The organism is Gluconobacter potus (assembly GCF_015244705.1).
Classification (GTDB): Bacteria; Pseudomonadota; Alphaproteobacteria; order Acetobacterales; family Acetobacteraceae; genus Gluconobacter; species Gluconobacter potus.
The window spans coordinates 52,197-79,049 of the sequence record NZ_JABCQF010000006.1 but is presented as its reverse complement, the minus strand read 5'-3'; the positions used below and the strand labels follow the sequence as shown (position 1 = coordinate 79,049).

23 protein-coding genes are annotated in these 26,853 nt (G+C 62.5%); 13 read left to right on the top strand and 10 right to left on the bottom strand.

Translation table 11 applies throughout. The annotated features are described in order from the left end of the window. Nucleotide 1: 1 nt before the first annotated feature. The 7 genes from HKD31_RS10365 to HKD31_RS10335 all read left to right on the top strand — a co-directional run bounded on the left by HKD31_RS10365 (nt 2) and on the right by HKD31_RS10335 (nt 6,232). Entirely contained in the window at nt 2-490 is a 489-nt protein-coding gene (locus HKD31_RS10365) for a CHAP domain-containing protein (protein WP_193363797.1), read from the top strand. A 70-nt stretch (nt 491-560) separates the two neighbouring features. Further along, nucleotides 561-815 carry a twin-arginine translocase TatA/TatE family subunit gene (locus HKD31_RS10360; protein WP_062496251.1) on the top strand — a complete coding sequence of 85 codons (255 nt, stop codon included), beginning with the start codon at nt 561-563 and terminating at the stop codon, nt 813-815. Beyond that, nucleotides 815-1,441, top strand: a complete 627-nt coding sequence (locus HKD31_RS10355; protein WP_194264988.1) for a methylthioribulose 1-phosphate dehydratase — start codon at nt 815-817, stop codon at nt 1,439-1,441. Before HKD31_RS10360 ends, HKD31_RS10355 begins: the two co-directional genes overlap by 1 nt. 2 nt (nt 1,442-1,443) lie before the next feature. Continuing rightward, nucleotides 1,444-2,010, top strand: coding sequence for a 1,2-dihydroxy-3-keto-5-methylthiopentene dioxygenase (locus HKD31_RS10350; RefSeq protein WP_062496247.1), 567 nt, complete (start codon nt 1,444-1,446; stop codon nt 2,008-2,010). Between the two features lie 9 nt (nt 2,011-2,019). Beyond that, nucleotides 2,020-2,703 (top strand): acireductone synthase, encoded by a 684-nt coding sequence (mtnC, locus tag HKD31_RS10345; protein ID WP_194264987.1) that lies wholly within the window; start codon nt 2,020-2,022, stop codon nt 2,701-2,703. Next, entirely contained in the window at nt 2,700-3,623 is a 924-nt protein-coding gene (locus HKD31_RS10340; RefSeq protein ID WP_062496242.1) for a bifunctional riboflavin kinase/FAD synthetase, read from the top strand. Before mtnC ends, HKD31_RS10340 begins: the two co-directional genes overlap by 4 nt. A 209-nt stretch (nt 3,624-3,832) precedes the next feature. After that, nucleotides 3,833-6,232 (top strand): TonB-dependent receptor, encoded by a 2,400-nt coding sequence (locus tag HKD31_RS10335; protein WP_194264986.1) that lies wholly within the window; start codon nt 3,833-3,835, stop codon nt 6,230-6,232. On the opposite strand, the gene HKD31_RS10330 is transcribed toward HKD31_RS10335, so the two are convergent. Together HKD31_RS10330 and HKD31_RS10325 are read right to left on the bottom strand one after the other, a co-directional pair. Next, complete coding sequence (locus tag HKD31_RS10330) at nt 6,210-7,004, bottom strand: tetratricopeptide repeat protein (RefSeq protein WP_194264985.1); 795 nt, start codon at nt 7,002-7,004, stop codon at nt 6,210-6,212. The genes HKD31_RS10335 and HKD31_RS10330 overlap by 23 nt on opposite strands. After that, entirely contained in the window at nt 7,004-7,975 is a 972-nt protein-coding gene (locus tag HKD31_RS10325) for a TraB/GumN family protein (RefSeq protein ID WP_338085565.1), read from the bottom strand. The genes HKD31_RS10330 and HKD31_RS10325 overlap by 1 nt, the downstream gene beginning before the upstream one ends. A gap of 179 nt (nt 7,976-8,154) precedes the next feature. Here HKD31_RS10325 and ileS point away from each other — a divergent pair, with 179 nt between their 5' ends. From ileS to dld, 5 genes are all read left to right on the top strand, one after another. Then, a complete protein-coding gene (gene ileS, locus HKD31_RS10320; protein ID WP_194264984.1) occupies nt 8,155-11,013 on the top strand; it encodes an isoleucine--tRNA ligase in 2,859 nt (952 codons plus the stop codon). Then, entirely contained in the window at nt 11,013-11,525 is a 513-nt protein-coding gene (gene lspA, locus HKD31_RS10315; RefSeq protein WP_194264983.1) for a signal peptidase II, read from the top strand. The genes ileS and lspA overlap by 1 nt, the downstream gene beginning before the upstream one ends. 65 nt (nt 11,526-11,590) lie before the next feature. After that, on the top strand, nt 11,591-12,163 hold the full coding sequence (locus HKD31_RS10310) for a DUF3035 domain-containing protein (protein WP_011252804.1): 573 nt from the start codon (nt 11,591-11,593) through the stop codon (nt 12,161-12,163). Nucleotides 12,164-12,252: 89 nt separating this feature from the next. Then, nucleotides 12,253-14,112 (top strand): DNA mismatch repair endonuclease MutL, encoded by a 1,860-nt coding sequence (gene mutL, locus HKD31_RS10305; protein WP_194264982.1) that lies wholly within the window; start codon nt 12,253-12,255, stop codon nt 14,110-14,112. A gap of 81 nt (nt 14,113-14,193) precedes the next feature. Next, a complete protein-coding gene (gene dld / locus HKD31_RS10300; RefSeq protein ID WP_194264981.1) occupies nt 14,194-15,924 on the top strand; it encodes a D-lactate dehydrogenase in 1,731 nt (576 codons plus the stop codon). A gap of 30 nt (nt 15,925-15,954) precedes the next feature. Here the strand turns inward: dld and HKD31_RS10295 are convergent, their stop codons facing one another. The 5 genes from HKD31_RS10295 to HKD31_RS10275 form a co-directional block, all read right to left on the bottom strand. Continuing rightward, complete coding sequence (locus HKD31_RS10295) at nt 15,955-18,096, bottom strand: TonB-dependent receptor (protein ID WP_194264980.1); 2,142 nt, start codon at nt 18,094-18,096, stop codon at nt 15,955-15,957. Between the two features lie 114 nt (nt 18,097-18,210). Further along, complete coding sequence (locus HKD31_RS10290; protein WP_194264979.1) at nt 18,211-18,633, bottom strand: DUF2946 family protein; 423 nt, start codon at nt 18,631-18,633, stop codon at nt 18,211-18,213. Nucleotides 18,634-18,736: 103 nt separating this feature from the next. Continuing rightward, nucleotides 18,737-19,627, bottom strand: a complete 891-nt coding sequence (locus tag HKD31_RS10285) for an EamA family transporter (protein ID WP_194264978.1) — start codon at nt 19,625-19,627, stop codon at nt 18,737-18,739. 2 nt (nt 19,628-19,629) lie between these two features. Continuing rightward, nucleotides 19,630-21,645, bottom strand: a complete 2,016-nt coding sequence (gene parE / locus HKD31_RS10280; RefSeq protein WP_194264977.1) for a DNA topoisomerase IV subunit B — start codon at nt 21,643-21,645, stop codon at nt 19,630-19,632. Between the two features lie 67 nt (nt 21,646-21,712). Further along, nucleotides 21,713-22,273 carry a hypothetical protein gene (locus tag HKD31_RS10275; protein WP_155723183.1) on the bottom strand — a complete coding sequence of 187 codons (561 nt, stop codon included), beginning with the start codon at nt 22,271-22,273 and terminating at the stop codon, nt 21,713-21,715. A 282-nt stretch (nt 22,274-22,555) separates the two neighbouring features. Between HKD31_RS10275 and HKD31_RS10270 the strand changes: the two genes are divergently transcribed. Continuing rightward, a complete protein-coding gene (locus tag HKD31_RS10270) occupies nt 22,556-23,131 on the top strand; it encodes a hypothetical protein (RefSeq protein WP_228120511.1) in 576 nt (191 codons plus the stop codon). A gap of 151 nt (nt 23,132-23,282) precedes the next feature. On the opposite strand, the gene HKD31_RS10265 is transcribed toward HKD31_RS10270, so the two are convergent. The 3 genes from HKD31_RS10265 to HKD31_RS10255 form a co-directional block, all read right to left on the bottom strand. After that, complete coding sequence (locus HKD31_RS10265; RefSeq protein ID WP_062496379.1) at nt 23,283-24,431, bottom strand: OmpA family protein; 1,149 nt, start codon at nt 24,429-24,431, stop codon at nt 23,283-23,285. A 156-nt stretch (nt 24,432-24,587) separates the two neighbouring features. Further along, nucleotides 24,588-24,929: a DUF1491 family protein gene (locus tag HKD31_RS10260; RefSeq protein WP_194264976.1), complete on the bottom strand. Its 342-nt coding sequence runs from the start codon at nt 24,927-24,929 to the stop codon at nt 24,588-24,590. 25 nt (nt 24,930-24,954) lie between these two features. Further along, nucleotides 24,955-26,706, bottom strand: coding sequence for a S41 family peptidase (locus tag HKD31_RS10255; protein ID WP_228120509.1), 1,752 nt, complete (start codon nt 26,704-26,706; stop codon nt 24,955-24,957). Nucleotides 26,707-26,853: the final 147 nt, after the last annotated feature.

The window sequence follows — 26,853 nt, the reverse complement described above, 5'->3', positions numbered from 1 at the left end:
GATGACGATGCCCCGCTTTTTCCGCTGCCTGCCGCTGGGCCTTCTGGTCGTCCTCGCGGCCTGCGGCAACCGCTATGAATACAGCCGCGCCAGCTTCAATGGTCCACTGCAATGCGCACCCTACGCCCGCGAGCGCACCGGCCTGAAACTGAGCGGAAGCGCCGCCTCATGGTGGGGACAGTCCGCCGGGCGCTATGCCCATACCCATACGCCCCGACCCGGAGAAGTCCTGGTCTTCCGCGCCACGTCCCGCGTGCCCAGCGGCCATGTTTCCATCGTGCGCCGGCAGGTTTCGGACCGCACGATCCTCGTTGACCATGCCAACTGGGAACCGGGCCGCATCGATCGCGCTGTCCCCGTGACGGATGTTTCCGCCCGCAATGACTGGACGCTGGTGCGCGTCTGGTGGGCTCCTGTTCACAGCCTCGGAAAACGCGCTTATCCGACCTATGGCTTCATTTCATCGCACGACAGTGACGACGCTTCCTGAGAGGAACGCTTGCACAATCGCCCAAGCCTTGCCACATGATGGTGGCCTTGGCTTTTCGGAGTAATACATTATGGGCAGCATGAGCCCCGTTCACTGGCTGATCCTGGCGGTCGTCCTGCTCGTCGTGTTTGGCGGCGGCGGCAAGATCAGCGGCCTGATGGGAGACTTCGCGAAGGGCATCAAGTCCTTCAAGAAGAACATGGCCGACGATGAATCCATGACCTCGACGGACGCCACGCAGGCTCCGGGTCACATCTCTCCGCCGAACCAGAATCCCGGCTACAGCCAGACGACCAGCAGCGAAACGCACCGCAACCAGGTCTGATGCAGAACCTCAAGGTTGATGAAAGCTGGGGCAATGCCTGCCGTCAGATTGTGCAGGCTGGCCAGCGGATGGACCAGCGCGGCTGGGTTCCGGCCACGGCGGGGAACCTGTCCTGCCGCCTGCCGGACGGTCGCATCGCGATCACGCGCTCGGGTGGCCACAAGGGTTTCCTGACGGACAGCGACGTCATCGAGATTACCCCCGATGGTGTTCCGGTCGATCGCGCAAACCGTGCCAGCGCGGAAACGCTCCTGCACACGCAGCTTTATGCACATGATCCCGCAATCGGGGCCGTGCTGCATGGTCACTCCGTGGCTGCGACCATCCTGTCCATGGATGAACCGTCCGGCGCGATCACGCTGGCAGGCTATGAGGTCCTCAAGGTGTTCGAGGGCCAGACGACCCACGATACCAGCCTCGAACTGCCCCTGTTCCATAACGATCAGGATATCGCGCGTCTGGCCACGGTCGTCGCTCCAAAACTCGCGGATATGCGCCTCGGCTATCTGATCCGCGGCCACGGCGTCTATGTCTGGGGCAAAGACATGTTCACGGCCCTGGCTCGTCTTGAAGGGCTTGAGTTCCTGCTGGCCTGCGAACTCGCCCGTCTGCAGAAGAAGGCCTGATCATGAGCCGCCTGACCGTCTACCGCGATGATGCTCCCGACACGATCCTGCTGGATGTCACCACGCCCGGCGAGATTGCGGAGACCCTGCGTCCCCACAACATCCGCTTCGATCGCTGGTCCGCTCCCGTCACGCCGGCGCCTGACGCCCCGGCAGAAGAGGTGCTGGACGCCTATCGCCCCTATCTCGACACGCTGATGGGTGAGACGGGTGCCGGTAGTGCGGACGTGGTTCGGATCAACGCCACGACGCCAAACCTTCCGGAGCTTCGGAAAAAATTCCTGTCCGAACACACCCACAGCGAAGATGAAGTCCGTTTCTTCGTGCACGGGCAGGGGGCGTTCGTCCTGCATATCCGCGGGCGTGTCTATTCCGTCCTGTGCACACAAGGCGACCTGATCTCCGTTCCCGCCGGAATCCCGCACTGGTTCGACGCCGGACCATCGCCGGACGTCGTAGCCCTGCGTGTCTTCACCGACACGACTGGCTGGATCGCGCAATATACCGGCGATGACATTGCCAACCGTTTCCCGGCCGAAGTGCCTGCCGAAGCTTCCGGCAACTCCTGAAAGTCCCCCATGATCCGTCTCGTCCTGCTTGATATCGAGGGTACAACCCTGCCGATCTCTTTCGTGCGGGACGTCATGTTCCCCTACGCCGCGAAAGCTCTCCCGGCCCTGATGCAGGATCATACGAACCCGACGGTCGTGGCAGCCCGTGCGGATATCGTCATGGAACATCCGGGACAGGACCCGCTGAAGGTCTGTCAGGACTGGATGAAGGCGGACGTGAAGGCCGCGCCCCTCAAGACGCTTCAGGGTCTGACCTGGCGTCAGGGTTTCGAGGATGGAACCCTTCAGGCCGATCTGTATCCGGATGTCCCACCCGCTCTGAAGGCTTGGTCGAAAGGCGGTCTGCGTCTGGCCGTCTACTCGTCCGGCTCCATCCCGTCGCAGAAGCTGCTTTACGGTCATACGGCGCAGGGTGACCTCACGCCGCTGTTCGAGGATTTCTTCGATCTTTCGACCGGCGGAAAAAAAGCTGCGGCGTCCTATGAAAAGATCACAGCCGCTGTCGGTCTGCCCGCAGACGAAATCCTGTTCCTGTCCGATATCGGCGCCGAACTGGACGCCGCTCAAAGAGCAGGGCTGACCGTCTGCCAGCTCGTTCGCGAGCAGGACGGCACCGTTCCCCATCCGGGCGTCCCGCAGGCACCGGACCTGAACGCCGTCTCCACCCAGTTCGGCCTGCCCGTAGCATGATCCTGCATACGGACTGGCGCAACATCCCTGCCTCTGCCCGCAATACGGTTGCGGCCCTGGGCAATTTCGACGGCGTGCATCGCGGGCATGTCCATCTGCTCGATACGCTGCGGATGGCGCGTCCCGATCATCCGCTTTCGGTCGTCACGTTCGATCCCCATCCCCGCACGCTGTTCCGCCCGCAGGATCCGCCGTTCCGCCTGATGCTGCCGGATGTCCGTGCCGCCGCTCTTGGCGAGCAGGGCGTTGATCATGTCTTCCAGATCCCGTTCGATGCGGAATTCTCGCATCTGAGCGCCGAGCAGTTCGTGAACGATGTTCTGGTCAACGGCCTTGGCGTGGCCCATGTGGCCTGCGGGGCAGATTTCGCGTTCGGCCACCGTCGCACCGGCAATATCGAGCGCCTTGAAACCCTTCTGGCACCTCATGGAATCGGGCTGACCATTGTGCCCCAGCTTTCCGATGAGGGCGGTCCGATTTCCTCAAGCCGCATCCGTCGCCTGCTGCAGGAAGGTTATCCCGAACGCGCGGCGCAGGAACTTGGCCGTCCCTGGAGCATCACCGGTCCCGTCATGCACGGAGACCAGCGCGGACGCCTCCTTGGCTTCCCGACCGCCAACATTCCCCTGACCCAGCATGTCGAGCCCGCACGCGGCGTCTATGCCGCGCGCGTCACGCTGCCGGATGGCCGGGTCATTGCCGGCGTCGCCAATATCGGCCGCCGTCCGACCATCAATGACGGTCAGGAAAGCCGGCTCGAAGTCCATCTCTTCGACTTCAACGAAGACCTGTACGGCCAGACCTTGAGTGTCGCCCTGATCGCGCTCCTGCGCGAGGAAAAGAGGTTCTCCGGTCTGGACGAACTCAAGACCCAGATCGCAGCAGATGCCGCGCAGGCTCGGGCCATTCTCGGCGTCTGAATTTCTTTATTCATTTCCCAATTCTGCTGAACCCCTTCTTCGCCTTCGGAGAAGGGTTTTTTTTTGCCGTATGTCGTTCCGTGTCATTTTTGCCACAATCAGACAAAGAGAATGAGAATCTTTCGCAATTTTACTGAATCTGTATTGAGAATTAGTCGCATTAACTCTTTAAGGACAGCATCCGTTTTCGTTTGCAGGATCGTGATCCGATGTCGTCCAGAACACCCCGCCACCCACTGGGTCCGCTATCTCTTGCCGCAGGACTGACGCTTGTCTGTTCCGCCGCGCACGCACAGGACGACACCCGGCACCATCACAAGGCCCGTCGTCACCCGCTTCCCAAAAACGACGCAGCTAGCCCCCAGACGTCCAAGGCCCTTCCGCCCAAAGCTCCCATATCGGGGGCTGTTCCAAAAACGGCGGACAACAGCATCGTCGCAACGCCTGAGGAAACCGAGCATCTGCAGGTCGTTGGCTCTCCGATGAACACGTTGCAGACCCCCATCGGCATTGGCCGGATGCCGGAAGACGTCATGCACACGCCGCAGACGATCAACGTCGTGCCCAAGCTCCTGATGGAACAGCAGAACGTCAAATCGCTCGACGAGGCCCTGCGCAACGTGCCAGGCATCACCGCATCGGTCGGTGAAGGCGAAGGTGGGATGGCGGGCGACCAGTTCCTGATCCGCGGCTTCCAGGCGCAGAACGACATCTACGAAAATGGCCTGCGCGATTTCGGCGTCTATACCCGTGACAGCTTTGATTACGACCATGTCTCGGTCATCAAGGGGCCGTCTTCGGAAGTCTTCGGTAACGGAACGACGGGTGGCGCGATCAACATCACCACCAAGGTCGCCCATCTCGGGGACAGCTACGGTGGCAGCTTCTCGGGTGGTTCTGCGGAGTATTATCGCGGCACGCTCGATTTCAACAAGCAGATCGGGGACTCCACGGCCATCCGCATCACGGGCATGGGTAACGAGAACAACACGGTCGGCCGGGACAATGTCTTTTCCCATCGCTGGGGTATTGCCCCGTCCATCGCCTTCGGTCTGGGCAAGCGCACGACCTTCACGCTGGAATATTTCCATCAGACGGACAACCGCGTGCCGGATTATGGTGTGCCGGTCGTCACCAAGCCGGGAACGACCATTGCGAAGCCACTGACGGAATATGGCCTGAACCGCAACAACTGGTACGGCACGACCTATGATCAGGATGCGTCCAATGTGGACATGCTGACGGCACGCCTGAAATTCGACCTGAACAAGAACATCACGTTCTACAACGATGCGCGCGGTGGCATGTACAGCCGGTATTTCTCCGCGTCACAGCCGGGCTGTGATACGACCTGCGCTGCCGAGTATTTCACCGATCCTGAAGCGGCGACCATCAACCGGCGTGGTCATCTGGGCGGTCCGGAGCCTTATCAGCAGAACGACTGGTCCGTGCAGGACGTGTTCTCGGGCATCGCGAAGTTCTCGACTGGCAGCATCCGTCACCAGATCATCGCTGGTGTCGATATCTCGCATGTCTATGACCGGCGCACGAACTACGCCTACAATTTCAACGGCCAGAACGGCACGCAGACTGATACGACAAGCCTGCTCCACCCTTCCGCCACCCAGCCGGGTCTCCTGCTTGGCTCACTTGGCCAGTACAGCGGAAATCTCGTGAACATTTCCGGTGTCGGCCATGCCCTGTACAAAACGGGCGATGCCACGGATGTCGGTGCGTTTTTTTCTGAACAGATGTGGCTGGCACCCTGGTTCTCGATCCGTGGCGGCTTCCGCTGGGATCACTGGGACAGCCACTATTCCGCCAATGGCGGCACGGCTGGCGCCGGCGTGTCTTATGGACAGACGCAGGACACGTTCAATCCGACCGTCAGCCTGATGTACACGCCGACCAGCAACATCATGGTCTATTTCAACTGGGCGCAGTCCACCACGCCGCTGGGCCTGTATGTGACGAACAGCTCCGAACCCCTGAAATCCACGACGCAGGGTTTTAGTCCCGAACGCAGCAGTCTTTACGAGCTGGGTGCGAAGTATAACGCCTTCCACGGTCGCATGGGCTTTGCAGCTTCTGTGTTCCGTCTGGAAAAGGGCAACGCGCTCATGACCGACCCTTCGACGGGGGATGTGTCTTCGTCCAGCGACCGTCAGCGTAACCAGGGCGTTGAACTCAGCGTTTCGGGCGAAATCCTGAAGAACTGGACCATGATCGGCACCTACGCCTATTACGACGCCACAACCGTGTCATCCCTGACGGCGGCTGATGTCGGCAAGCGCATCCAGTACGCGCCGAAGAACTCCGCCACCATCTGGTCCACCTACACGATCGCGCCGAACCGTCCCTGGAATGTCACGTTCGGCGGTGGTCTGACCTGGCGTGATGGTGTCTACCTGAACGCCACCAATACAGCGGCCGTGCCTGCCACCGTGGAATGGGATGCCGTGATTTCCCACAATTTCGGCAAGCACTGGCGCGTCGCCATGAACGGCTACAACCTCGACAACCGCCTGAACTACAGCAACCTGTTCAGCGACCGTGCGACCCCGGCTGTCGGCCGGTCCTTCCTCTTCAACCTTTCGGCGAATTACTGACCGAAACAGCCTCGCCTGAAGGAGAAATCCCCATCTCCTTCAGGCGTTCGCGCACCCGCTCCAGCAGGTCCGCATCACCTTTTGGCCCCAGCGCCGTCAGCTTCTGATCCATCGCCAGCAGGATGTCGGACGTCGCATCCACGACGGCCTGGCGCCACCAGCCCAGCGCCTCATCGATCTTCCCGGCATCCACAAGCGCCGTGGCATGATTGTGCTGCCCCCGGTAATCGCCGCCTTCTGCTGATTTCCGATACCAGTCCAGCGCCGCCGCCCGGTCCTGCGGCACAACCCATCCTTCTTCCAGAAACCGCGCATACAGGTTCATGGATTTCGCATGGCCGTTATTTGCCGCTGTCCGGAACAGATCCAGCGCCCGCGCCAGATCCGGCTCCATGCCGATCCCGCGCATGGTCATGATGCCCAGATTGTACCGGCCCCACTCGTCTCCGGTTTTCGCAGCAGCTTCATAACAGCGCGCGGCCTGCTGAAGGTCCTTCTCGCAGCCCCAGCCGAACTGGAAGCACCGCCCGCGCATGTTGTGCCCCGGGCCGAACCCGGCATTGGCCGCGATCGTGAACCATTCCACCGCTGCCATCGGATCACGTGGAACATACACGCTGTCCAGCAGCACCTGTCCCCACTGTACGATCTGAAGATGCTGTCCCTTCAACGCGCCCTGCCGGATCTCCTCGATCTGCGGTGGCAGGGCAGGAGGCTCGGGACGGCGCGTGGGCACTTTGCAGCCCAGGAACTTCTGAACGATCCGTTTCATCAGAGCGCGGGTACGATCTGCTGGACCTCGAACCCATCCTTGCGGAGCAGGGCGGGCAGACCCTTCGGCCCAGCCATGTGCAGGGAGCCCACGGCCGCGAACAGCGATGTCCCGCTCTCATGGATCTTCTCGATTTTCTGCGCCATGCCGACATTCCGCTCATCCAGAAGCCGGGACATGAAACGGCGTTCCTGTGCCGTATTCAGGCAGTCGCACCAGTCCTGATAATGATCGAGACGCTTCACGTCGCTTGAGGCCCACATCTGTGTCAGCTTGCGGTTCTCGGCCTGCGTCTTGCCGGAAGACACACCTTTGACGATGTCATCAATAAACGCATCTTCATCCGCCTGATCCGGACCGATCAGCAGATCCCGCTGCATCTGCACCGTCTCCAGCCCGATCAGAGGCTTTTTCAGACTTCCCGCCATGCCCTGTAGAACGGCATCCACCGCATAATCCGGATAATATCCATCCTGGCGTGACGCCAGGGATTCGACACCAGCCGCTTCCACGCCAACCGCCACATGCGCGAACGCAGCACTCGGCACGCATTGCTGATCCATGAGCGCATCCACTTTCGCCTTGCGCCCGGACTGCACGAGATGCGCCCATCGGGCCGGATCTTCCGGCTGCCGCAGCGTGGTGGCCGTGTCCGGGGCGTTCAGATCAAGCTCAAGGGCGACCTCGCCGCTCTGCAGGATCGCGGCGCGGGTCAGTGGGCCGGGCAGCAGCCAATCCTGTTTTGCGACATGCAGCGTCCCATACAGCCAGGAGGAGTGACCGTCCTTCGTCACTTTCCACAGGAAGCCCCGGTCCGGTGCCGTCTGGAACATCTGCGTCATCCGGGCCTTGTCCGGAACACTCGCCGCCGCCGGGCAACGGGGCGCCTGCGCGTGTGCGGCCATGCTGAACCCCGTACAGACACCCAGAACGGCTCCTGCAACAGACTGGAAGAGACGAAGTGCGTTCACGGTTCTGCCTTCTGAAAAAAGCGCCATATCGTCCATCATCCGCGAGTCCCGCCGCCCCGGCAACCCGCTTTGGGGCAGCCCTGCATTGCTGCCGCCCTTAACGCGGACTTGACCGGATTGGCTCGCGATCTCCATATAACCCACCCTTTGTGTGAATGACCGAAACTGGCTCGTCCCTCATGTCCGATAAGACTCCCGATCCTTCCGTCGCCGCCTTCAAGGAACAGCAGGATCGCTACCGCGATACCGTGTTCCTCCCCCGCACCGGCTTTCCGATGCGCGGCGGCCTGCCCAAGCGCGAGCCTGAAACGCTCGCCCGCTGGGCTGTTACGGGGCTGGACGAAAAGATCCGCGAGGCCGGGAAGGGACGTCCCGTCTTCACGCTTCATGACGGACCGCCCTACGCCAACGGTCACATTCACATCGGACACGCCCTGAACAAGGTGATGAAGGACGTCATCAACCGCGCCCATCGCATGTCGGGGTATGAGGTCCGCTATCTTCCGGGCTGGGACTGCCACGGCCTGCCGATCGAATGGCGGATCGAGGAACAGTATCGCAAGGCTGGCAAGGACAAGGACCAGGTCCCCCTGCTCCAGTTCCGTGCCGAATGCCGCCAGTACGCCGCCGAATGGGTGCAGAAGCAGGCCGAGGACTTCAAGCGCATCGGCGTTCAGGCCGAATGGGCCAACCGCTATGTGACGATGGACTTCAGCTCCGAAGCCAAGATCGTCGACGAAATCGGCAAGTTCCTGCTCAATGGCAGCCTCTATCGCGGCCTGCGCCCCGTCATGTGGAGCCCGGTTGAGAAGACGGCCCTGGCCGAAGCCGAGATCGAATATCACGACATCGACTCCACCACGATCTTCGTGGCCTTCCCGATCATCAAGGACCCGACGCCCGCTCACGCCCTGAACGGTGTATCGGCCGTCATCTGGACGACCACACCCTGGACCATCCCCGCCAACCGCGCGCTCGCCTATGGTCCGGACATCACCTATGTCGTCCTGCGCGTCGATGAGACGAACGAGAACAGCCTCGTCCCGCAGGGTGCGAAGCTGCTGGTGGCCGAGGATCGTGTGGACGCGTTCTGCACGGAGACGGGCATCACCGCCCATCACATCCTCTACACCCTGCCGGGCAACGGGCTTGAAGGCGCGGTCTGCGCCCATCCGCTGCGTGGCCGTGGCTATGAGTATGACGTGCCGATGCTGCCGGGCGATTTCGTCACGACCGATGCTGGCACGGGCCTCGTCCATATGGCGCCGTCCCACGGTCAGGACGACTTCATGCTCTGCCGTCAGTACGGCATCGAAGTCCCCGAACTCGTACAGGATGACGGCCGCTATGCACCGTGGGTTCCGCATCTGGCCGGCATCCATGTCTTCAAGGCGGCCGATCCGGTCTGTGACCTGCTGACCGAAGCCCGCCAGTCCGCCGAACATGATGACGCCCCGGCCACCGGCCTGATGGCCCGCGGAACGGTCCGTCATTCCTATCCGCATTCCTGGCGCTCCAAGGCACCGATCATTTTCCGCGCCACGCCGCAGTGGTTCATTGCGATGGATGGCGAGACGAAGCTGCGCGAAAAAGCCCTGAGCGCTCTCGATAACGTCACCTTCGTCCCCGAAGCCGCCCGCCGTCGCCTGACCTCCATGATCGAGCAGCGCCCCGACTGGTGCATCTCCCGCCAGCGTGCCTGGGGTGTGCCGATCGCGGTTTTCGTCGAGAAGCGCACCGGCGACGTCCTGCGTGATCCGGCCGTCATGCAGCGTATCGTCGAGGCTTTCCGCGAAAAGGGTGCGGATATCTGGTACGAAGCCGACCCGGCGCTCTTCTTGGGTGAAGGCCGTGATCCCGCCGATTACGAGCAGGTCTTCGACATCGTGGACGTCTGGTTCGAGAGCGGCTCCACCCATCGCTTCGATCTGGGGCAAGAAGGTCTGAACTTCCCGGCTGATCTTTACCTTGAAGGTTCCGACCAGCATCGCGGCTGGTTCCAGTCCTCCCTGCTGGAAAGCGTAGGAACGATGGGTGTCGCACCCTACAAGGCGCTCGTGACCAATGGCTTCGTCATGGACGAACAGGGCCGCAAGATGTCCAAGTCGCTGGGCAATGTCGTGGCCCCTTCGGACGTGACCGACAGCCTCGGCGCCGACATCCTGCGTCTGTGGGTCCTGAACTCGGACACGAACGAAGACCTCCGCATCGGGCAGGAAATCCTCAAGCAGCAGGGCGAACTCTATCGCCGCCTGCGCAATACCCTGCGCTGGCTGCTGGGGGCGCTGGACGGCTTCACGCCCGAAGAAGCTGTGCCTTACGCTGATCTGCCGCCGCTGGAGCAGTATATCCTGCACCGCCTGTCGGAATTGCGCGGCCTGATCGCCAGCGCAGTCGAGACGCATCAGTGGGTTGGTGTCTATCCGGCACTGCATGGCTTCTGCACCACCGATCTCTCGGCCTTCTATTTCGACATCCGCAAGGATGCGATCTACTGCGACGCCCCGTCTGACCCGACGCGCCGTGCCGCCCGCACGGTGCTGGATGCCCTGCATCGCGCGCTCTGCACCTGGCTGGCCCCCGTCCTCGTCTTCACGGCCGAGGAAGCCTGGCAGGCGCGCTTCGGCGAGGAAGACAGCGTGCATCTCGCACAGTTTTTCGAACCGGAAGCTGAGTGGAACGACCCGGAACTCGGTAACCGCTGGGAAGACATCCGTGCCTATCGCCGCCTGATCACGACCGAGCTGGAAACGGCTCGCCGTGACGGCACGATCGGCTCCTCGCTCGAAGCCAGCGTCACGCTGCCTCTGTCGCAGGAAGAGGCCGGGATTTTCGGCGGCCTGGACTGGGCCGAGCTGCTCATCACATCCCATGCCGAAACCGAACTGCTGCCGGGTGACACGGCCCATGGCGGCCCGCAGGTCGAGCGTGCGCCGGGCCATAAATGCGCCCGCTGCTGGAAGGTTCTGCCCGAAGTCGGCGAGAACGCCGAACATCCGGCGCTGTGCCGCCGCTGCATCGACGTGGTGAGTGCCTGATGTCCCTGTGGCATGAGGGCATGAGCCGGACAGGCCGCATGGTTCTGGGGTTTGCCCTGCTGGTTCTGGTCCTCGTTTTGGATCAGGCCAGCAAGGACTGGATCCTCTATGTCTATCACCTGCCGGACCGGGGATCGGTCGAGATCCTGCCGTTCCTGAACTTCACGATGGTCTGGAACCACGCCGTGACGTTCGGCATGTTCGGCGGCCTCGGCAGTCGTGGGCCGTGGATCTTCTGCGCGGTCTCCCTGATCGCGGTGGGGCTTCTGGTGTGGACCCTGACCCGCACGCAGCGCACCCTCGTGGCGGCGGCCTGCGGGGCGATTGCAGGTGGCGCCATCGGCAATGTCATCGATCGCCTGCGCTATGGGGCAGTCGTGGATTTCCTGCATGCCCATGCTTTTGGCTGGTCATGGTATGTCTTCAATATCGCGGATTCAGGGATTGTCTGCGGCGTCGCCGTCTGGCTGATTGATTCCCTGCTCGCCGAACGTCAGGCGGCTGCCAAGTGATGCGGTCACGGAACTTGTTCCAATGGCTTGCTCCGGCGCCGCGCGGACTGTAGGAGTGTTGCATCATGATCGCGTCCCAGGGGCCCTCCATGCGCCGTAACCGTCTTTCCGTTGCCCGTCTCAGTGTCCAGATGGGTGCCATGGCTTCCGTCGGCCTGCTGCTTTCGGGCTGCTCGGGCGCCGATGTCTCACGCGCGATCGGTCTCGAACGGGCCATGCCCGACGAGTACACCGTCACGACCCGCGCCCCGCTCTCCATGCCGCCTTCCGAGCAGATGCAGCTACCCGGTGCCGCAGATGCCCATCGTCCGGACGAAAGCCCGCGGATGCAGGCGCTCGAAACCCTGTCGCCTGATACGGCCCTGCATCCGGATTCCGGCAAGGGCAGCACCGGCCAGACCGCACTGGTCGGACAGGTGGACAAGTCCGCCAGCGCACCGAACAATGCCGAGCTTGGCGCGGCCGATGCCGGTTTTGTGGACAACCTGATGTTCTGGAAGGGCGGCAATGCCGGTTCCGTCGTCGATGGTGACGCCGAAAACCGCCGCATCCGCGAGAACTCGGCCCTGGGCCGCAATCCCGCAACGGGTGCGACCCCGACCGTCAGAAAGAAGAAGGCCTTCCTCGGCGTTCTCTGAAGTACCCTCCGTCCCGACTGCCCCCTGATTGGGTGGACGGGACGGCCCCGTCTGCCGTCCGGCCCCTGTCCGGACGATGAGGAGGCATCGTGTCCGAGGCCCCGTCCTTTCCCCGCCCCACAATCCGTCGTCTTTCCGGTCATGTCATTGATCTGATTGCGGCTGGTGAAGTCATCGAGCGCCCCGCCGCTGCGCTGAAGGAACTGGTGGAGAACGCCATCGATGCAGGCGCGACCCGCATCGTGGTTGCCCTGCGTGCCGGCGGGACGGACCGGATCGATGTCATCGACAATGGCTGCGGCATGACTCCGGTCGAGCTGGAACTGGCCGTCGAGCGGCACTGTACCTCCAAGCTTCAGGACGAACGCCTCGTCCAGATCCGCACGCTGGGCTTCCGGGGCGAGGCTCTGCCGTCCATCGGCGCCAGCGCGCGCCTGTCCATCACGTCCCGCACGCCGGAGTCCGATACCGCCTGGTGCATCCGCGTCGATGGGGGCGTCATCACGCCGCCGCAGCCCGCTTCCGGCCCGGTCGGCACGCGTATCGTCGTGACAGATCTGTTCTTTGCCACCCCGGCGCGGCGCAAGTTCCTCAAGAGCGCCCGCGTCGAAAGCGGACATGCCGAATCCGTCATGCGGCGTCTGGCCCTGTCCGCGCCTCATTGCGCCATGCGCGTCCTGCTGGACGACAAGGTTCTGTTCGACCTGCCCGAGCAGAGCCCCATTGCTCGGGCAGCTTCCGTGCTGGACACGACTCCTGACACGCTGATCCACCTCGACGAACAGCGTGGGGCCGTGCGTCTGTCGGGGTTCGCCTGCGGCCCGGCTCGCACCCGCGCCACTGGATCGGGGCAGTTCATTCTGGTCAACAACCGCCCGGTAACGGACCCCATGCTCCGGACCGCCATCCGCGTGGCCTACCGTCCCGTGATCGAGCGTGGCCGCTTCCCGGTCATGGCGCTGCATCTGACCGTGCCGCTGGAACGGCTGGACGTGAATGTCCATCCCGCCAAGACGGAACTGCGGTTTGCCGACGAAGCCGAAATCCGGTCTCTCGTGATTGGCGGTCTGGGCCGGGCGCTGGGTCATGGTTCGAATGGCGGTGGTGGCATTCATGCGAGCTTCGGTTCGCGGCCGTCCATCGTCTATCCGCCCCGGCCGCCGGAGCCACGGGAAGCTCCGGCTTCCGTACCGCTACAGGGCAGCCTTCCGACCGGTTATGCTCCGCGATCCTCGCCTCTGCCGGACCCCACTCCGTCTCTGGCCCGACCGGGTTTTGCGGAAACGGACCCCGGTTTTGCGCCCGCTGCCCGTGCTCCGCAGCAGCCCGAAGCGCTTGATCCTGCGTTTCCGCTGGGTGCCGCCATCGCGCAGGTCTTCGATACCTATATCCTGGCCCTCGCTCCCGATGGGGACCTCGTCCTCGTGGACCAGCATGCCGCCCATGAGCGCCTGACCCATGAACGCCTGCGTGAACAGTACGCCAATGGCAGCACGCTGCGGTCGCAGGCTCTGCTCCTGCCGGAAGTGGTGGACCTGCCGCGTCGCGAGGCGGAAGCCCTCATGGCCCGGGCCGAAGACCTGTCAAAACTGGGGATCGATCTTGAATCCTTTGGACCCGGCAGTGTTCTTTTGCGCTCGGTGCCGGCCCTTCTGGGCGCTCAGGACATTCAGGGGCTCCTGAAGGATATTGCCGACGAACTGGCCAGTGATCCGGATTTGGACGCCGCCAGTACGGGAAGTTTCTCGCATCATCTGGATGCCATTCTCGCACGCATGGCATGTCATGGCAGCATCCGCGCAGGTCGTCGCCTCAAGCCCGAGGAAATGGATGCTCTGTTGCGCGAGATGGAACTGACACCGCGTGCAAATACTTGCTCACATGGACGACCGACATGGCTCAAACTGACACGGCGTGAACTTGAACGTCTTTTTGGGCGCGTTAAATAACACGCAGGGTTGAAGAGCGGTTTCTTGCAACACCATGTTAGGACCAGCGGCGATCACTTTGGCGGCAGGAAAGACAACAGAATGTCAGCGTCACTAAAAGGCAGTTCCGAGGTCAGCAATGCCTCGCTCATCCACTCCCTGCGGGCCATCGTGGGCGCGCGGCACGTCCTGACGAAGCCGTCGGCGACCTACCGCTTCCGTAAGGGGTTCCGCTTCGGTATGGGCGACGTTGTTGCGGTGCTTCAGCCGGGCAGTCTGGTCGAACTGTGGCGCGCTGCGAAACTCTGTGCCGAAACGGGCCGGATCATCATCATGCAGGCCGCCAATACCGGCCTGACCGGCGGTTCCACCCCTGACGGCAACGATTATGACCGTGACGTGGTCATCATCAGCACCAACCGTCTGGATGGTATTCACCTGATTGGTCAAGGCAAGCAGGTCGTCTGCCTGCCGGGCTCCACCCTGCATGATCTGGAAGAAAAACTCGCTGCCATTGGCCGTGAGCCTCATTCTGTCATCGGCTCGTCTTGTATCGGCGCTTCGGTTCTGGGTGGTGTTAGCAACAACTCCGGCGGCGCGCTGGTCCAGCGTGGACCAGCCTTCACCGAGATGGCTCTGTTCGGCCAGATGGGCGAGGACGGCAAGCTCCACCTCGTCAACCATCTGGGTATCCGTATTGAAGGCAATCCCGAGCAGATCCTTGCCGCCGTACAGGCCGGTCAGCTTCCGGAAAATGCCATCGACTGGAAGGCCGGTCGCGGTCATGACGAGAACTACGCCACCCATGTCCGCGACGTGGACGCCGACACTCCCGCCCGTTTCAATGCCGACCCCAACCGCTGGTACGAAGCCGCGGGCTGTGCGGGCAAGCTGGTCGTGTTTGCTGTCCGTCTCGACACGTTCGAAGCCAACAAGAATCCGGGCGTGTTCTATATCGGGACGAACAACACATCCGACCTCGAAGACCTCCGCCGCCATGTTCTGACCCATTTCGACGAGCTGCCGATCGCCGGTGAGTACCTGCACCGCGATGCGTTCAATATCGCCGAAAAATACGGCAAGGATACCTTCGCGGTTATCCGCTATTTCGGCACGAAATACCTGCCGATGTTCTTCTCCATGAAGTCTAGGTTTGACGTTTTTGCGCAGCGCCTGCCCTTCCTGTCTGATCATTTCAGCGATCTGGCGATGCAGTTTCTCAGTCGCTTCCTGCCAAAACAGCTTCCCCAGCGCATGTGCGATTACCGCGACCGTTTCGAGCATCACCTGATGCTCAAGGTCTCCGCCCACATGACCGCACCCGTCCGTGCCTATCTGGAGCAGTGGGCCTCAAGCACGGGGGGCGCCTTCTTTGAATGTACGCCGGATGAAGGCACACGCGCCTTCCTACACCGTTTCGCAGCAGCCGGTGCCGCCGTGCGTTACCGTGCGGTCCATACGAAAACCGCTGAAGACATCGTGGCGCTCGACGTTGCCCTGCGCCGCAATGACCGTGAGTGGTTCGAGGTCCTTCCCAAGGAAATCGAGGACCGGATCATCGTCAAACTCTATTACGGTCACTTTTTCTGCCACGTGATGCACCAGGATTACGTGATCAAGAAGGGCTACAACGCCATGCAGGTGGAGCACGACATGCTCCCCGGCCTGGATGCCCGTGGTGCGCGCTATCCGGCCGAACATAATGTTGGCCATCTCTACAAGGCGCCCGAGGAAATGGTCGAGCATTACCGCAGCCTCGATCCCTGCAACTGCTTCAACCCGGGCATCGGTCTGGCGACAAAGAAGCGGAACTGGGTTGCCGAGAGCGTCTGACGCGCTCCCGGTTCTCCCGGCCCGGTCTTTTCAGAATGAGGCGGTCATGTTCATGTTGAAGGACCGCCCCATTCCCGGCAACGGCCCCAGAATACCCGTGGCGTCATAGTCACCCAGTGAGAGGCCGCCGAGCGGCAGGTAGTATCTCTGGTTCAGCACGTTCGCCAGTTCGGCATTGAGCGTGAAATACCGCCAGCGATAGCTCCCCCCAAGCCCCAGCAGCGCATAGCCCGGCGTGCGGGGCTCGTTGCGCAGCCAGTCCACGGTGTCCTTGGACTTTACGAGCGTTACTTCGACGCGTCCCGTCCAGTTCTCGTACGTCTCGTGCAGCCCGATCACGCCATTCGCCGGCATCTGGTGATACAGGCCCGAATGCGTCACCAGATCCACGCCGCGGACCCAGTTGATGTTCCCGACAAGCTCGCCCCGTCCGTAAGCCGGCCTGTTCCAAAGACGTACGGACCCAGAGGCGTTGATGCCGTAGCTCTGGGCGTTGTGGTTGACGAAGCCCAGCATCGACAGCCCGTTCGAGAAGCTGCCCAGGCGCCGGACGTTAATGTAGTTGTGCGTGTAGGTGTAAAACGGCTGGATTTTCAGGTCCCAGCGCTGCATCGGGTTGGGGTCATGCCAGTCCACCGTCACGCTGGCCGTATTGGCGATTTCGGGCGACAGGTTCAGGTTCCCCACATAGCCGTTGCCATCGCCAAACCAGCCGATCATGCGCGTCGCCATGCTGCCCATGCCCCAGGCATAACGCTCATACAGGTTCGGCGAGCGCGTCTTGCGGGCATAGCCACCTTCAATGGACAGGCTGTCCAGCGGCTTCCATCGCCCCGTTGCCGTGACATCGAAATTGACGTCCGTCCGGCCGCGTGACGCCTTGTTGAATGTCTCGGCTGCGGCAGCATCCGTCATCGACATCATGCTGCTCCAGGAATAGGGGGCAACCTTCCCCGTATTCATCATCACGACGTCATTGCGGAACCCGAGCTGCGTGGAAAAGCGTGGCAGCCACTGCGCATCCCATTCCACGAAATGGCCCAGCCGGTCCCGATGGCCGTTATTGATGTTGTGATAGGTGCCAGGCCCCATCATCGTGCTGCCCTGCAAAGGCGGCCACCAGTCGTTCAGCCCGTTATGATCGAAGGAACTGCCCAGCTTCAGCGTATGCTTCAGCCCGAGCGGAATGGTCGCCTTGATCGCATAAGCCGCCGTCCGCGCATCCGTGTTCATCGGCATACCCGTGGTGGCACTGTGACCGCCCTTGTCCGACAGCATGTCCATGACATGTGTCACCCGCTGCCACGACCCGCGCACATCCAGCGTGCCCCAGTTGAAGTCGCCCTTGTACTTGCCGTTCACGAAGGTCGAACGGTTGTTCGTCATGTCCATGTACTGGTTGGGAAAGCCTTCATACGGGATGTCCTGCTGACCGAACGTCAGGGCCAGCAGATGATTGGCCTTCTTCACACCCAGCGTCACCGCATGGTTGAAGCTCAGGTAATCCGTGGACCGCACATGCTGTCCGTTTCCGCCGGCCTGATAGTCGCTGGCATGGGAATAGGACGCCGTATAGCGCAGACTGAACATGTCATTGGCGACGGTCAGGGACCCGGAAGCACCGGAGCCGCCGCCATTGCTGCGATAGTCGCCACGCACATGTCCGGTCACGAGGATGTTGCCCGCTTTCGCAAAGAGCGGGTCTTTCCGCTCGATCTCCACGGTGCCGCCGATGCTGTCCCCGCCCAGACTGACGGGCGTGATGCCCGCAATCGCCACGGCGCGGGACACGCTGTCCGGATCGACATAGGACATGGCCGGGTTCATGTGATTCGGGCAGGCCGCATCAATCCGCATCCCGTCCACGAGTGTGGCCACCCGGTCATCGGCCATGCCGTTCAGGACGGGCAGGGCGGAAACACCCCCTGCGGAATAGGTGCTGTAGCCCAGTGCATGGTCCAGAAGATGCGCCGTATCCGCGCTGGTTGTCCGGGGCTGGCGCACACCATTGACGGTCAGATGTTCGGCTTTGCCGGCTTCGACGGAGTCCGGCTGGGGCAGGGTTTCCTGAGCAGACGCCCCTGAAAAGGCGCTCAGGGTCAAAATGATGGCCGCCAGGTACGGGCGCACGTGAGGTGCACCGTCTGCGCGGGCGCTGAAAAAGGGGAGCATGATCCGCATCCTCGACTGGTCTGAAATCCAGTCACGGCGAATCACGTCCTGAAGGGGCGCCCGAAACGGGCAGACCGCAGGAAGTTCCGTCCTCCGCCATGACCACGATGGGGGTCAGACGAGGCGGGGTGGTCCCCGGGACGGCGGAAGCAGACGCCAGATCGCAGGCGGTGCGCGTGGTGTGCCCGGGTGTTGCCGGATCTGACGGCTTGTGGTCCTACGGGCGGGCACGAGCGGCAGACTGGCAAGGATGACCGCCAGAAGCTGTAACAGCGGACAGAGCGGACAAGTGCCGTCATGGGAATCGTGGTGGTGATGCTCCCCAGCCGTCATTCCGGGCATGGGGCCGGTCATCACCATGGGTGACGGTGCAATGTCGATCCCCGTCAGGCGCTCGATCGTCGCCCGCGGACTTTCTTCGGGATAGGCGCATCCCTGAAGGACCAGCTGCCCCAGAAATCCCAGAAGAACCACGGCGATGACTGCAAGGGCAGACAGACTGGACCGTTGGTTCGAGGAGGGAAAGAGGCGGGACATGACGCCCGCATCTGGCGCGCGTGTCGCAGCCCGGTCAAGGGAACGGTATACGGCCTAGCCCTATATTCCTGTCAGTTTTCAGCCGATTATTGCTCAGGCGGGATCAGTGGAGCGGCTTCTGGCGCCCTGTCAGGACATTCCCGGCCGATGCCGCCGCGATGCATAGAACGCCCATCCAGCGCATGATGGACAGCGCCTCATGCAGGAAAATGAATCCTGAAAGCGCACCCAGCATCGGCTCCATGCTCAGCAGGATTCCCAGCTCGCGCGGGTTCAGGGTCCGCATCGCCATCATGTCCAGAATATAGGGCACGGCCGAGGACAGGACCGCGACGCTCAGCGCGGCTCCCCCCTGCCAGGGATGGGTCAGGACGGTCGGGATCGTCGGAATCAGGCAGGGCAGCAGCAGAATACCTGCCGTGCTCATGCCCAGAGTGGTGGCGACGGGGGCGGGGAACATTTTGCCCATGCGTGTGCCGGTCAGGATGTAGACCACCCAGCCACACCCACTCAGCAGGGCCGCGGCCACGCCAAACAGATTGAGCGAGGACAGGCCAATCGTCGCTCCCTCGGGCCGCAGCAGCAGGAAAAGCCCCAGCACCACAAGCCCTGCCCAGCACAGATCCAGCCATCGACGGGATCCAACCAGTGCCAGCGTCAGAGGGCCAGTGAATTCAAGGGCGACAACAACGCCCAGCGGCAGCCGGACCAGGGCCACATAGAAGCAGAAGTTCATGACGGCGACGGCAGCGCCATAAGGTAGCAGCAGTTTCAGGCGCTCGACCGTCAGCGAACCGCGTGTCGGTCGCCAGATGCACAGCAGGATTATGGCCGCCAGACACACGCGCAGCCCCACCATGCCGGTCGGACCGAACAGGGGAAACAGACCCTTTGCCAGCGTTGCGCCGATCTGAAAGGAGGAAATCCCTCCGATCAGACATCCGACGGCCTTGAGCTGGCTATGAGACTCCGTGGAACTGGCCGGTGACGACACGCTCAGACGTCGAGCTCGTCAACGGATCGGGCATGTTCCTGAATGAAGCGGAAGCGCAGCTCCGGCTTGCGGCCCATGAGGCTCTCGACACGCTCGCTGGTCGCCAGACGGTCCTCGGCCGGGGTGATGACCCGCAGAAGCGTGCGCCGAGCCGGATCCATGGTCGTTTCCTTCAGATCCTTCACCGGCATCTCACCCAGGCCCTTGAACCGGGAGACCTCGACCTTCGCATTTGGCTTGAAGTCGGCCTTGATGCGCCGGACGCGGTCCTGATCGTCCATGGCATAGACCGTCTTGGGTCCATGCGTGATGCGATAGAGCGGTGGCTGAGCCAGATGCAGATGGCCGTGACGGATCAGCTCCGGCATCTCACGATAGAAGAACGTCATCAGCAGCGAGGCGATATGCGCCCCGTCCACGTCGGCATCCGTCATGATGATGACGCGCCCGTAGCGCAGACGGCTGATGTCGAAGGAAGCCCCGATTCCACATCCAAGGGCTTCCGTCAGGTCCCGGAGTTCCTGATTGGCCCGCAGCTTGTCCGTCGTCGCGGAAGCCACGTTGAGGATCTTTCCACGCAGCGGCAGCACGGCCTGCGTCTCGCGGTCACGCGCCTGACGCGCCGACCCGCCGGCCGATTCGCCCTCCACCAGGAACAGCTCCGTTTCCGCCGCATTTTCGCGTGTGCAGTCCGTCAGCTTTCCCGGAAGACGCAGCTTGCGCGTCGCGCTTTTACGGGCCGTGTCCTTGACTTCACGACGGCGCAGACGCTCTTCCGCCCGCTCCACCATGAAAGCCAGTAGGGTGTCAGCCTGTTGCGGGTTGCCGCCCAGCCAGTGATCCACACGGTCCCGCAGCGCACCTTCCACCAGCCGCGAAGCTTCCTGCGAGGTCAGCTTGTCCTTGGTCTGGCCCTGGAACTGGGGGTCGCGGACGAAGACCGAAAGCTTGGCGGCTACAGATCCCAGAACGTCCTCGGCCGAAATCGCCGCCGCCCGCTTGACCTTGCGCTGATCGCCCCAGGCGCGAAGTCCTTTAACCAGAGCCGCGCGGAAGCCGGCTTCATGCGTGCCACCCTGAGGTGTGGGAATCGTGTTGCAGAACGAGGAGAGCGACGCCGTACCGCTCTCAAGGAACGCCACAGCCCATTCCACGCGTCCGCCCGTGCGTCCGTCCGCTGCAACCGGCAGTTCGACATCACCAGCCCAGATCGGTGTCAGTAGATCCGGATCCGGCCCGAGTTCCGCTGAAAGAGCGTCTTCCAGACCGTTAGGGAACTGGATGGTGGCCTCGACCGGCGTCTCGTCTCCGGCCTTGATGAGGGACGGCTCACATTTCCACTGGATCGTCACCCCCCGGAACAGCGCCGCCTTGGAGCAGCACATCCGGTAGAGGCGCGCAGGGGAGAAGTGGTGATTGCCGAAGATTTCCGGGTCGGGCGTAAACCGTACGGTCGTCCCGCGACGGTTGGGCGCATTCCCAACTTCCGCCAGCGGCGCCAGCGAGACACCGCGCACGAAGTCCTGCCGGTACAGCGTCCGGTCCCGTGCGACCTCGACTTCCAGCTTCTCAGACAGCGCATTGACGACCGAACTGCCGACGCCATGCAGACCGCCAGACGTGTCATAGGCCTTGCCGGAGAACTTTCCACCCGCATGGAGCGTGGTGAAAATCACCTCAAGCGCGGATTTCTCGGGAAATTTTGGATGGGGATCGGTCGGGATGCCACGGCCGTTGTCGCGCACCATAAGCGTGCGCGGGCCTTCCAGCCTGACGTCGATGGTGGTGGCGTGACCGGCCACCGCTTCATCCATCGCATTATCAAGGATTTCGGAGGCAAGATGATGATACGCGGTATCATCCGTGCCGCCGATATACATGCCCGGACGGCGCCGGACGGGCTCAAGCCCTTCCAGCACCTCGATGTCGTGGGCGCCATATTCCGTGTCGACCGTGCCCTTGCGGGCGCCGCCGGTCCGGGTTTTGCCTGTCTTTCCTGACTCGAACAGATCGCTCATGTCTGCGTTGTCGCCGTCCCGTCACGGAACGTCAAGCGAACGCTTCGCGACAGGATCAGAGATCGGCTCAGGCGCGGTTCGTGTGGCGGGTGGCGGCCCGCTTCGTCACGCCCTTGCGGGAGTGGCGGTCCACGGTCGCCGGAGCTTCGCAGCTCTCATAGGAGGCCGGCTGGGCCACGTCCTTGGCCTCAGCATAATGCGCCAGATCGGACGCTGATTCCAGAGCGTCGATCTCGTCGAACATCGCCTCGCGCTGCTGGCAGAAGACCGTGCCGGACTTCAGCCCACCCAGCGACTGGATGTCGGCCAGCTGTGTGATGTAATCGTCATGCTCGACCTGGGCGCGACGGCCATAGGTCGTGCGGAAATAGCTGTTCAGACGCTCGTCGGCGTTCAGCAGGGCCGGGCGGAACTTGCCGACGAAGGCATTGTAACGCTCCTGCGCCTTGCACGACAGCGCCGTCACCATCAGCTCGGATTTCAGGCCGGCCACATCGAAGGCTTCGTGAGCGGGCGAATTGCCGCAGTCCGCAGCGCGGGCGGACAGGGGATGAACGGCAGCAAGCGTAGCGCAGGAAAGCCCGACAGCAAGCAGGCTCTTGAAGGAACGACGGAAGATCGACGGCATTGACAGACTCCACAAGACCGGATCGACCGGCCACAACCACTGGAACAGACTACCTGCGGTCGACCCCCCGCGAAAGCTGATTCTGCGTCTGAGGAACGTGCGGCAAGCCCTTAATCCGAAACATGATTTCGTGGCAGAAAATTGGCGAGGGACGTCCCGGGGCGAATTTATCGTTCCCCGGGCACAAAATACCGTCAAAATGGCCACACTGTCCCCATGCAGCCTTTCGCCCCGTGCAGTCCTGTTCTACATGCGAACGTCTGTCTGCCGTGAAAACGCGGCATGTCCTGTCACGATGCGTTGGAGTTGACCGTGCGTCTGCGAGGTTCTGCCATTACCCTGGGTTCGGCACTGGCCGTTTCCCTGCTTCTCTCCGGTTGTGCCCAACAGCCGATCGTCCAGCGTTCCGTGGCCCCGAATCCCTTCGGCTACCAGCGGACCTCCGCTGTCTGCCACGTCTCCGCCGTCAAGAAAGCCGCTGACGGCACGATGAGCGTGGATATGACGGTCCGCAGCGATGACGGACTGTGCTCCATCGCCATCCAGAAGCCGATGGGTGGCAACTATGCCTCCTTCGGCGTCAATCCGCCGCCGACACACGGTAAGGCCTTCCTCTATAATTATGATGGCAAGACCTATGTGGATTATACGCCGGCCACGGCTTACGCCGGAACGGATTCGTTCACGGCCGAGCTGATCCCCGGTGGCGGCCAGAAGCGCGAGCATCTGACGATCCACGCCACGGTGGATGCAACAGGCGTCGTTGTCGCCAAGCCGCCCGCAGTCGTTGCTCCGACGCCGGCGAAGACGACGGCCAAAAAAACCACCGTCCGTCATACGGTGCGTCGCAAGAAATAAGTCTTTTCCATCACGTCGATGGGGCTGAAAGGGCGGAGAGGTTTCTCTCTGCCCTTTTTTATGCCGGAAGGGCGTGCAGCTGACGCAAAAAAAACCGGCGGCCTCGTGAAAAGCCGCCGGCTGACCGGGAATCAGGGTCTGTTCGCAGACCCTACTTGAAATCGATTTCCACGCGGCGGTTCTGGGGCTCGCGGGTATTGGCGGCGGTGACCACCAGCGGATGGCTCTCACCAAAGCCCTGTGTCGTGATCAGCCCTGCAGCCACGCCGTCACGGACCAGCTCTTCCTTGACCGTGTTCGCACGACGCTGCGAGAGCGCCATGTTGTAGGCCTCGCCACGATGTCCCGGATGGGCGGCTGACGTGTCGGTATAGCCGCTGACCTCGATATGCGTGACCTGCACGGAGGTGGAGTTGCGGGCTGCAGCGGCCACAACGGCTTTCGCGCGCGTGCTCAGCTCAGCCGAATCCCAGTCGAAGAACACCAGATAGGTGCGGGTGGGAGCCGGACCCGGGATCGGCATGGGAGCCGCAACCGGCTTGGGCGGCGGGGGAGCCGGATTGAACTCGTAGCGCAGCCCCAGCATCAGCGAATGGTTGAAGTCCGTGCGGGTATCGCGGTTGCCACTGGACACCCCGAATTCCTTGGTCTTGTCCCAGCCGCCATAGATTCCGGTCGCCGTGGCATGATGCCCGTTCGGACCCATCAGCGTATAGAATCGGTATTCCGCCGTGGCGGACAGGCCCACGACCCAGGGGACGGGGAAGGACAGGCCGAAGATGCCCTGATAGGCGAAGTTCCCGCTTGTACCGCCGACATGCTGGTCAAAGGCCCCGTTCGGGGCATGAACATAGGTATTCATGGCCTGCCAGCCATAACCAATGCCGGCGCCAAAATACGGGAAGACCCAGGATTTGCCAATGTCCATGTCGAACAGGGCGTTGGCCATGACGCCATAACCCTGCTGACGGCCACCAACTGAAGACGGGAAGGTGCTGGAGCGGAACTGCTGCAAACGGTTGTTGCGGTAGTTGCCTTCGACCTCGACGCGGAATCCGTTTCCGAGACCGTAGCCTAGACTGCCAATGCCGGTCACACCGGCCTGGTAATGGTCCCGCCCGCTCGGAAAGACCGGGGACAGACGCGCGGTCTGGTCCTGGTTGAAGCTGGCGCCACCTTCACCGGCAACATACAGGCCTTTGACGGGCTGTGCGGTTGCGGCACCCATGACGAGCATCGAAACGCCTGCAGTGAACCCGGCGCGGGTAAGCCAGGTCCTGACAACGGATCGTTGCGTCATGTCCATTTCTCTCCAACCAGCCAAATCTGCCAACCTTATCTGTGTGTGTTCTTGCCGAAAGCTCGGACGATGGCAACGCATCACACGACACAATGCCGCATCATGCGGTTTTCTTTATGGCAGGTTCGCCATGTGCTGTGTCTTCACTCCCACAGTTTACGCCTCTTCGTCCAGATCGAGCCTTCGCGATCCGAGTGTGCGCTCTATGGGCTGGGATACGTCCCGCATCTCCAGCTCGATGATCCACAGGTCAGGGTCATATTTTTTCTGCCGCTCCAGATAGGCGTCCACGCCTGTCGGATCGGTGGCATCCACGCGGGCCCACCCGTTTCCGTCTTCGCGCAGGACGCCGGTTCCACCCGAGCGGTCGGCCAGAACGATCAGGACCGCGCCGGCGTCCTCATCGCCTTTCTTCAGGACCATGGCCGAGGTTCCGTCCGAGGAAATACGGCGCAGGACAGCCCGTACCCAGAGTCCCGTTTTCAATCGTGCGCCCATGACTGTTTCCGTTCGTCCTGCAAGGTTAGTGGATGGGCGCGCTGTTCTCGTCAGGAACAGACTCCAGCGCCGCCCTGTAGGCGGCAGGGGAAGACAGCAGCGCCTTGGCGGCGTCCATGTCGGCATCCGAGCCGATGGCGGCCGGGCAATGTTTCCGGATATCGAGGATTTTCGTCACCGGAACCGGGTAGCGGGCCGCGCGTGCCATCTGCACGGCCTCGCCCTGCAGGGTGTTTCCCTGCTTCAGGGCGGAGAGCTGGGCCTGAAGGGACTCGGCACCAAGCGACGTGCAAACCTGCGGCATGATGCCCAGACCCTGGATGGGCCAGCCGAGCGGGGCCTGATTGCGACTCCACGTCACGAACAGCTCACCTCCGTTCGGCATCTGTCCGATCACCTGCACGAGTCCCTTGCCGAGCGTCTCGCTCCCGATCACGACGGCGCGCCGGTGATCGGCCAGCGCGGAGGCCAGGATTTCAGCCGCGCTGGCTGTCCGTCCGTCCACGAGAATCACCACCGGCGTGCCATTGGTCATGTCGCCACCCTGAACGGCCCAGATATGGTTGGCCAGAGGGTTCCGGCCATGCGTAGTCACGGCCACGCCATGATCCAGCAGCAGGGCCGCCGTGGTGACGGCCTGCTGAAGGACGCCGCCGCGATCCCCGCGCAGGTCGATAATGATCCCCGCGGTCTTGTTTTTGCTGGCAGAAGGGACCGGCGTATCCGGTGTCGGTTCGTCCACGACCTGATCGATATACTGGCTGATCTCTTCCGCTGTCTGGGTCGAAAAGGACGTGACGCGCAGAACGGTGAAAGGGCCGTCCGTCGAGGCAAATACGGTTTCAGGCGGGACCTGTGCCCGTTCCAGTTTCAGCGTCGTTGTCCGATGGCCTTTCGCGGCGATCCCCAGCGTGACGGAGGTATGCTCGTCCCCCTCCAGCCAGCCCTGGACCGTGGTGACATCCTGACCACGCGTTGACCGGCCGTTGACGGAGACCAGACGCTCGCCCGTATCCACACCGGCTTCCCAGGCGGGACCGTTGGCGTTGACGGCCGTAATCACGAGCATGCGGCCGCTCTGGCCCAGACTCAGGCCCACCGTTCCTGTATTGCCGGTTCGCCGCGTGCGGTCCGAACTGGCGGGGGAAGGACCGAGATATCGGGAATAGGGGTCGAGATGATTGAAAAGTTCGTCGAAAAAGCCCTGTAGAAGCGCGTCTGATCCGGCCTCCCGCAGCGTGGCGGAGTGCTGCCAGGCTGCCTGCATGGCTGCCGTGACCAGATCGGCCCATGCCCCGTTGCTGTCCGCGGCCGGCATGATCCGGCTGAACACGACCGTCTGCCCCTGAAGGACATTCAGTATTGTGGGCGCCTGCGCAGACGCGTCGCCAGAGGTTTTTTCCGCCGCCATTGCGCCGCCGGAGGCAGGCGCGGGGGCCGATACTTCAGGGCGCGTTTCCGTAATGGAGAGGGTCGGATCGATGGCCGTCAGCCCGTCCAGTCCCCACAGGCAGAAATCCCGCGCGGAATGCGCCTCAAGCGTGCGGGGCTCCAGAAAGCCAAGGGCCGCGACCAGCACTTCCCGTGTCAGGGAAACTGAAAGTGTCGGCTGCGGTATGGGCGCAGCGGCGGAGATGGAGGGGGCCGCCTGTCCTGAGGCTCCGGCTGCATCCGGGGGTGTCTGGGCCTTTGCGGATCCTGCTGGGGTGATCAGGATGAACATGCAGAACGCCAGACAGAGAGCCGGGCGACATGCCGCCTCGCGGCTGCGCGGCATGAAATGGATCATAGGGCGGACGGCATGACGCAAGACGGGGTCCTTGGAGACGGGACGGCAAAGAAGGCTGCTTCCCGTAAGGCGACCACGCCACAAACTTCAGCCACGGTAAAGACTTGCCAGACCGAATGTGGGGTCGGCAGTGCC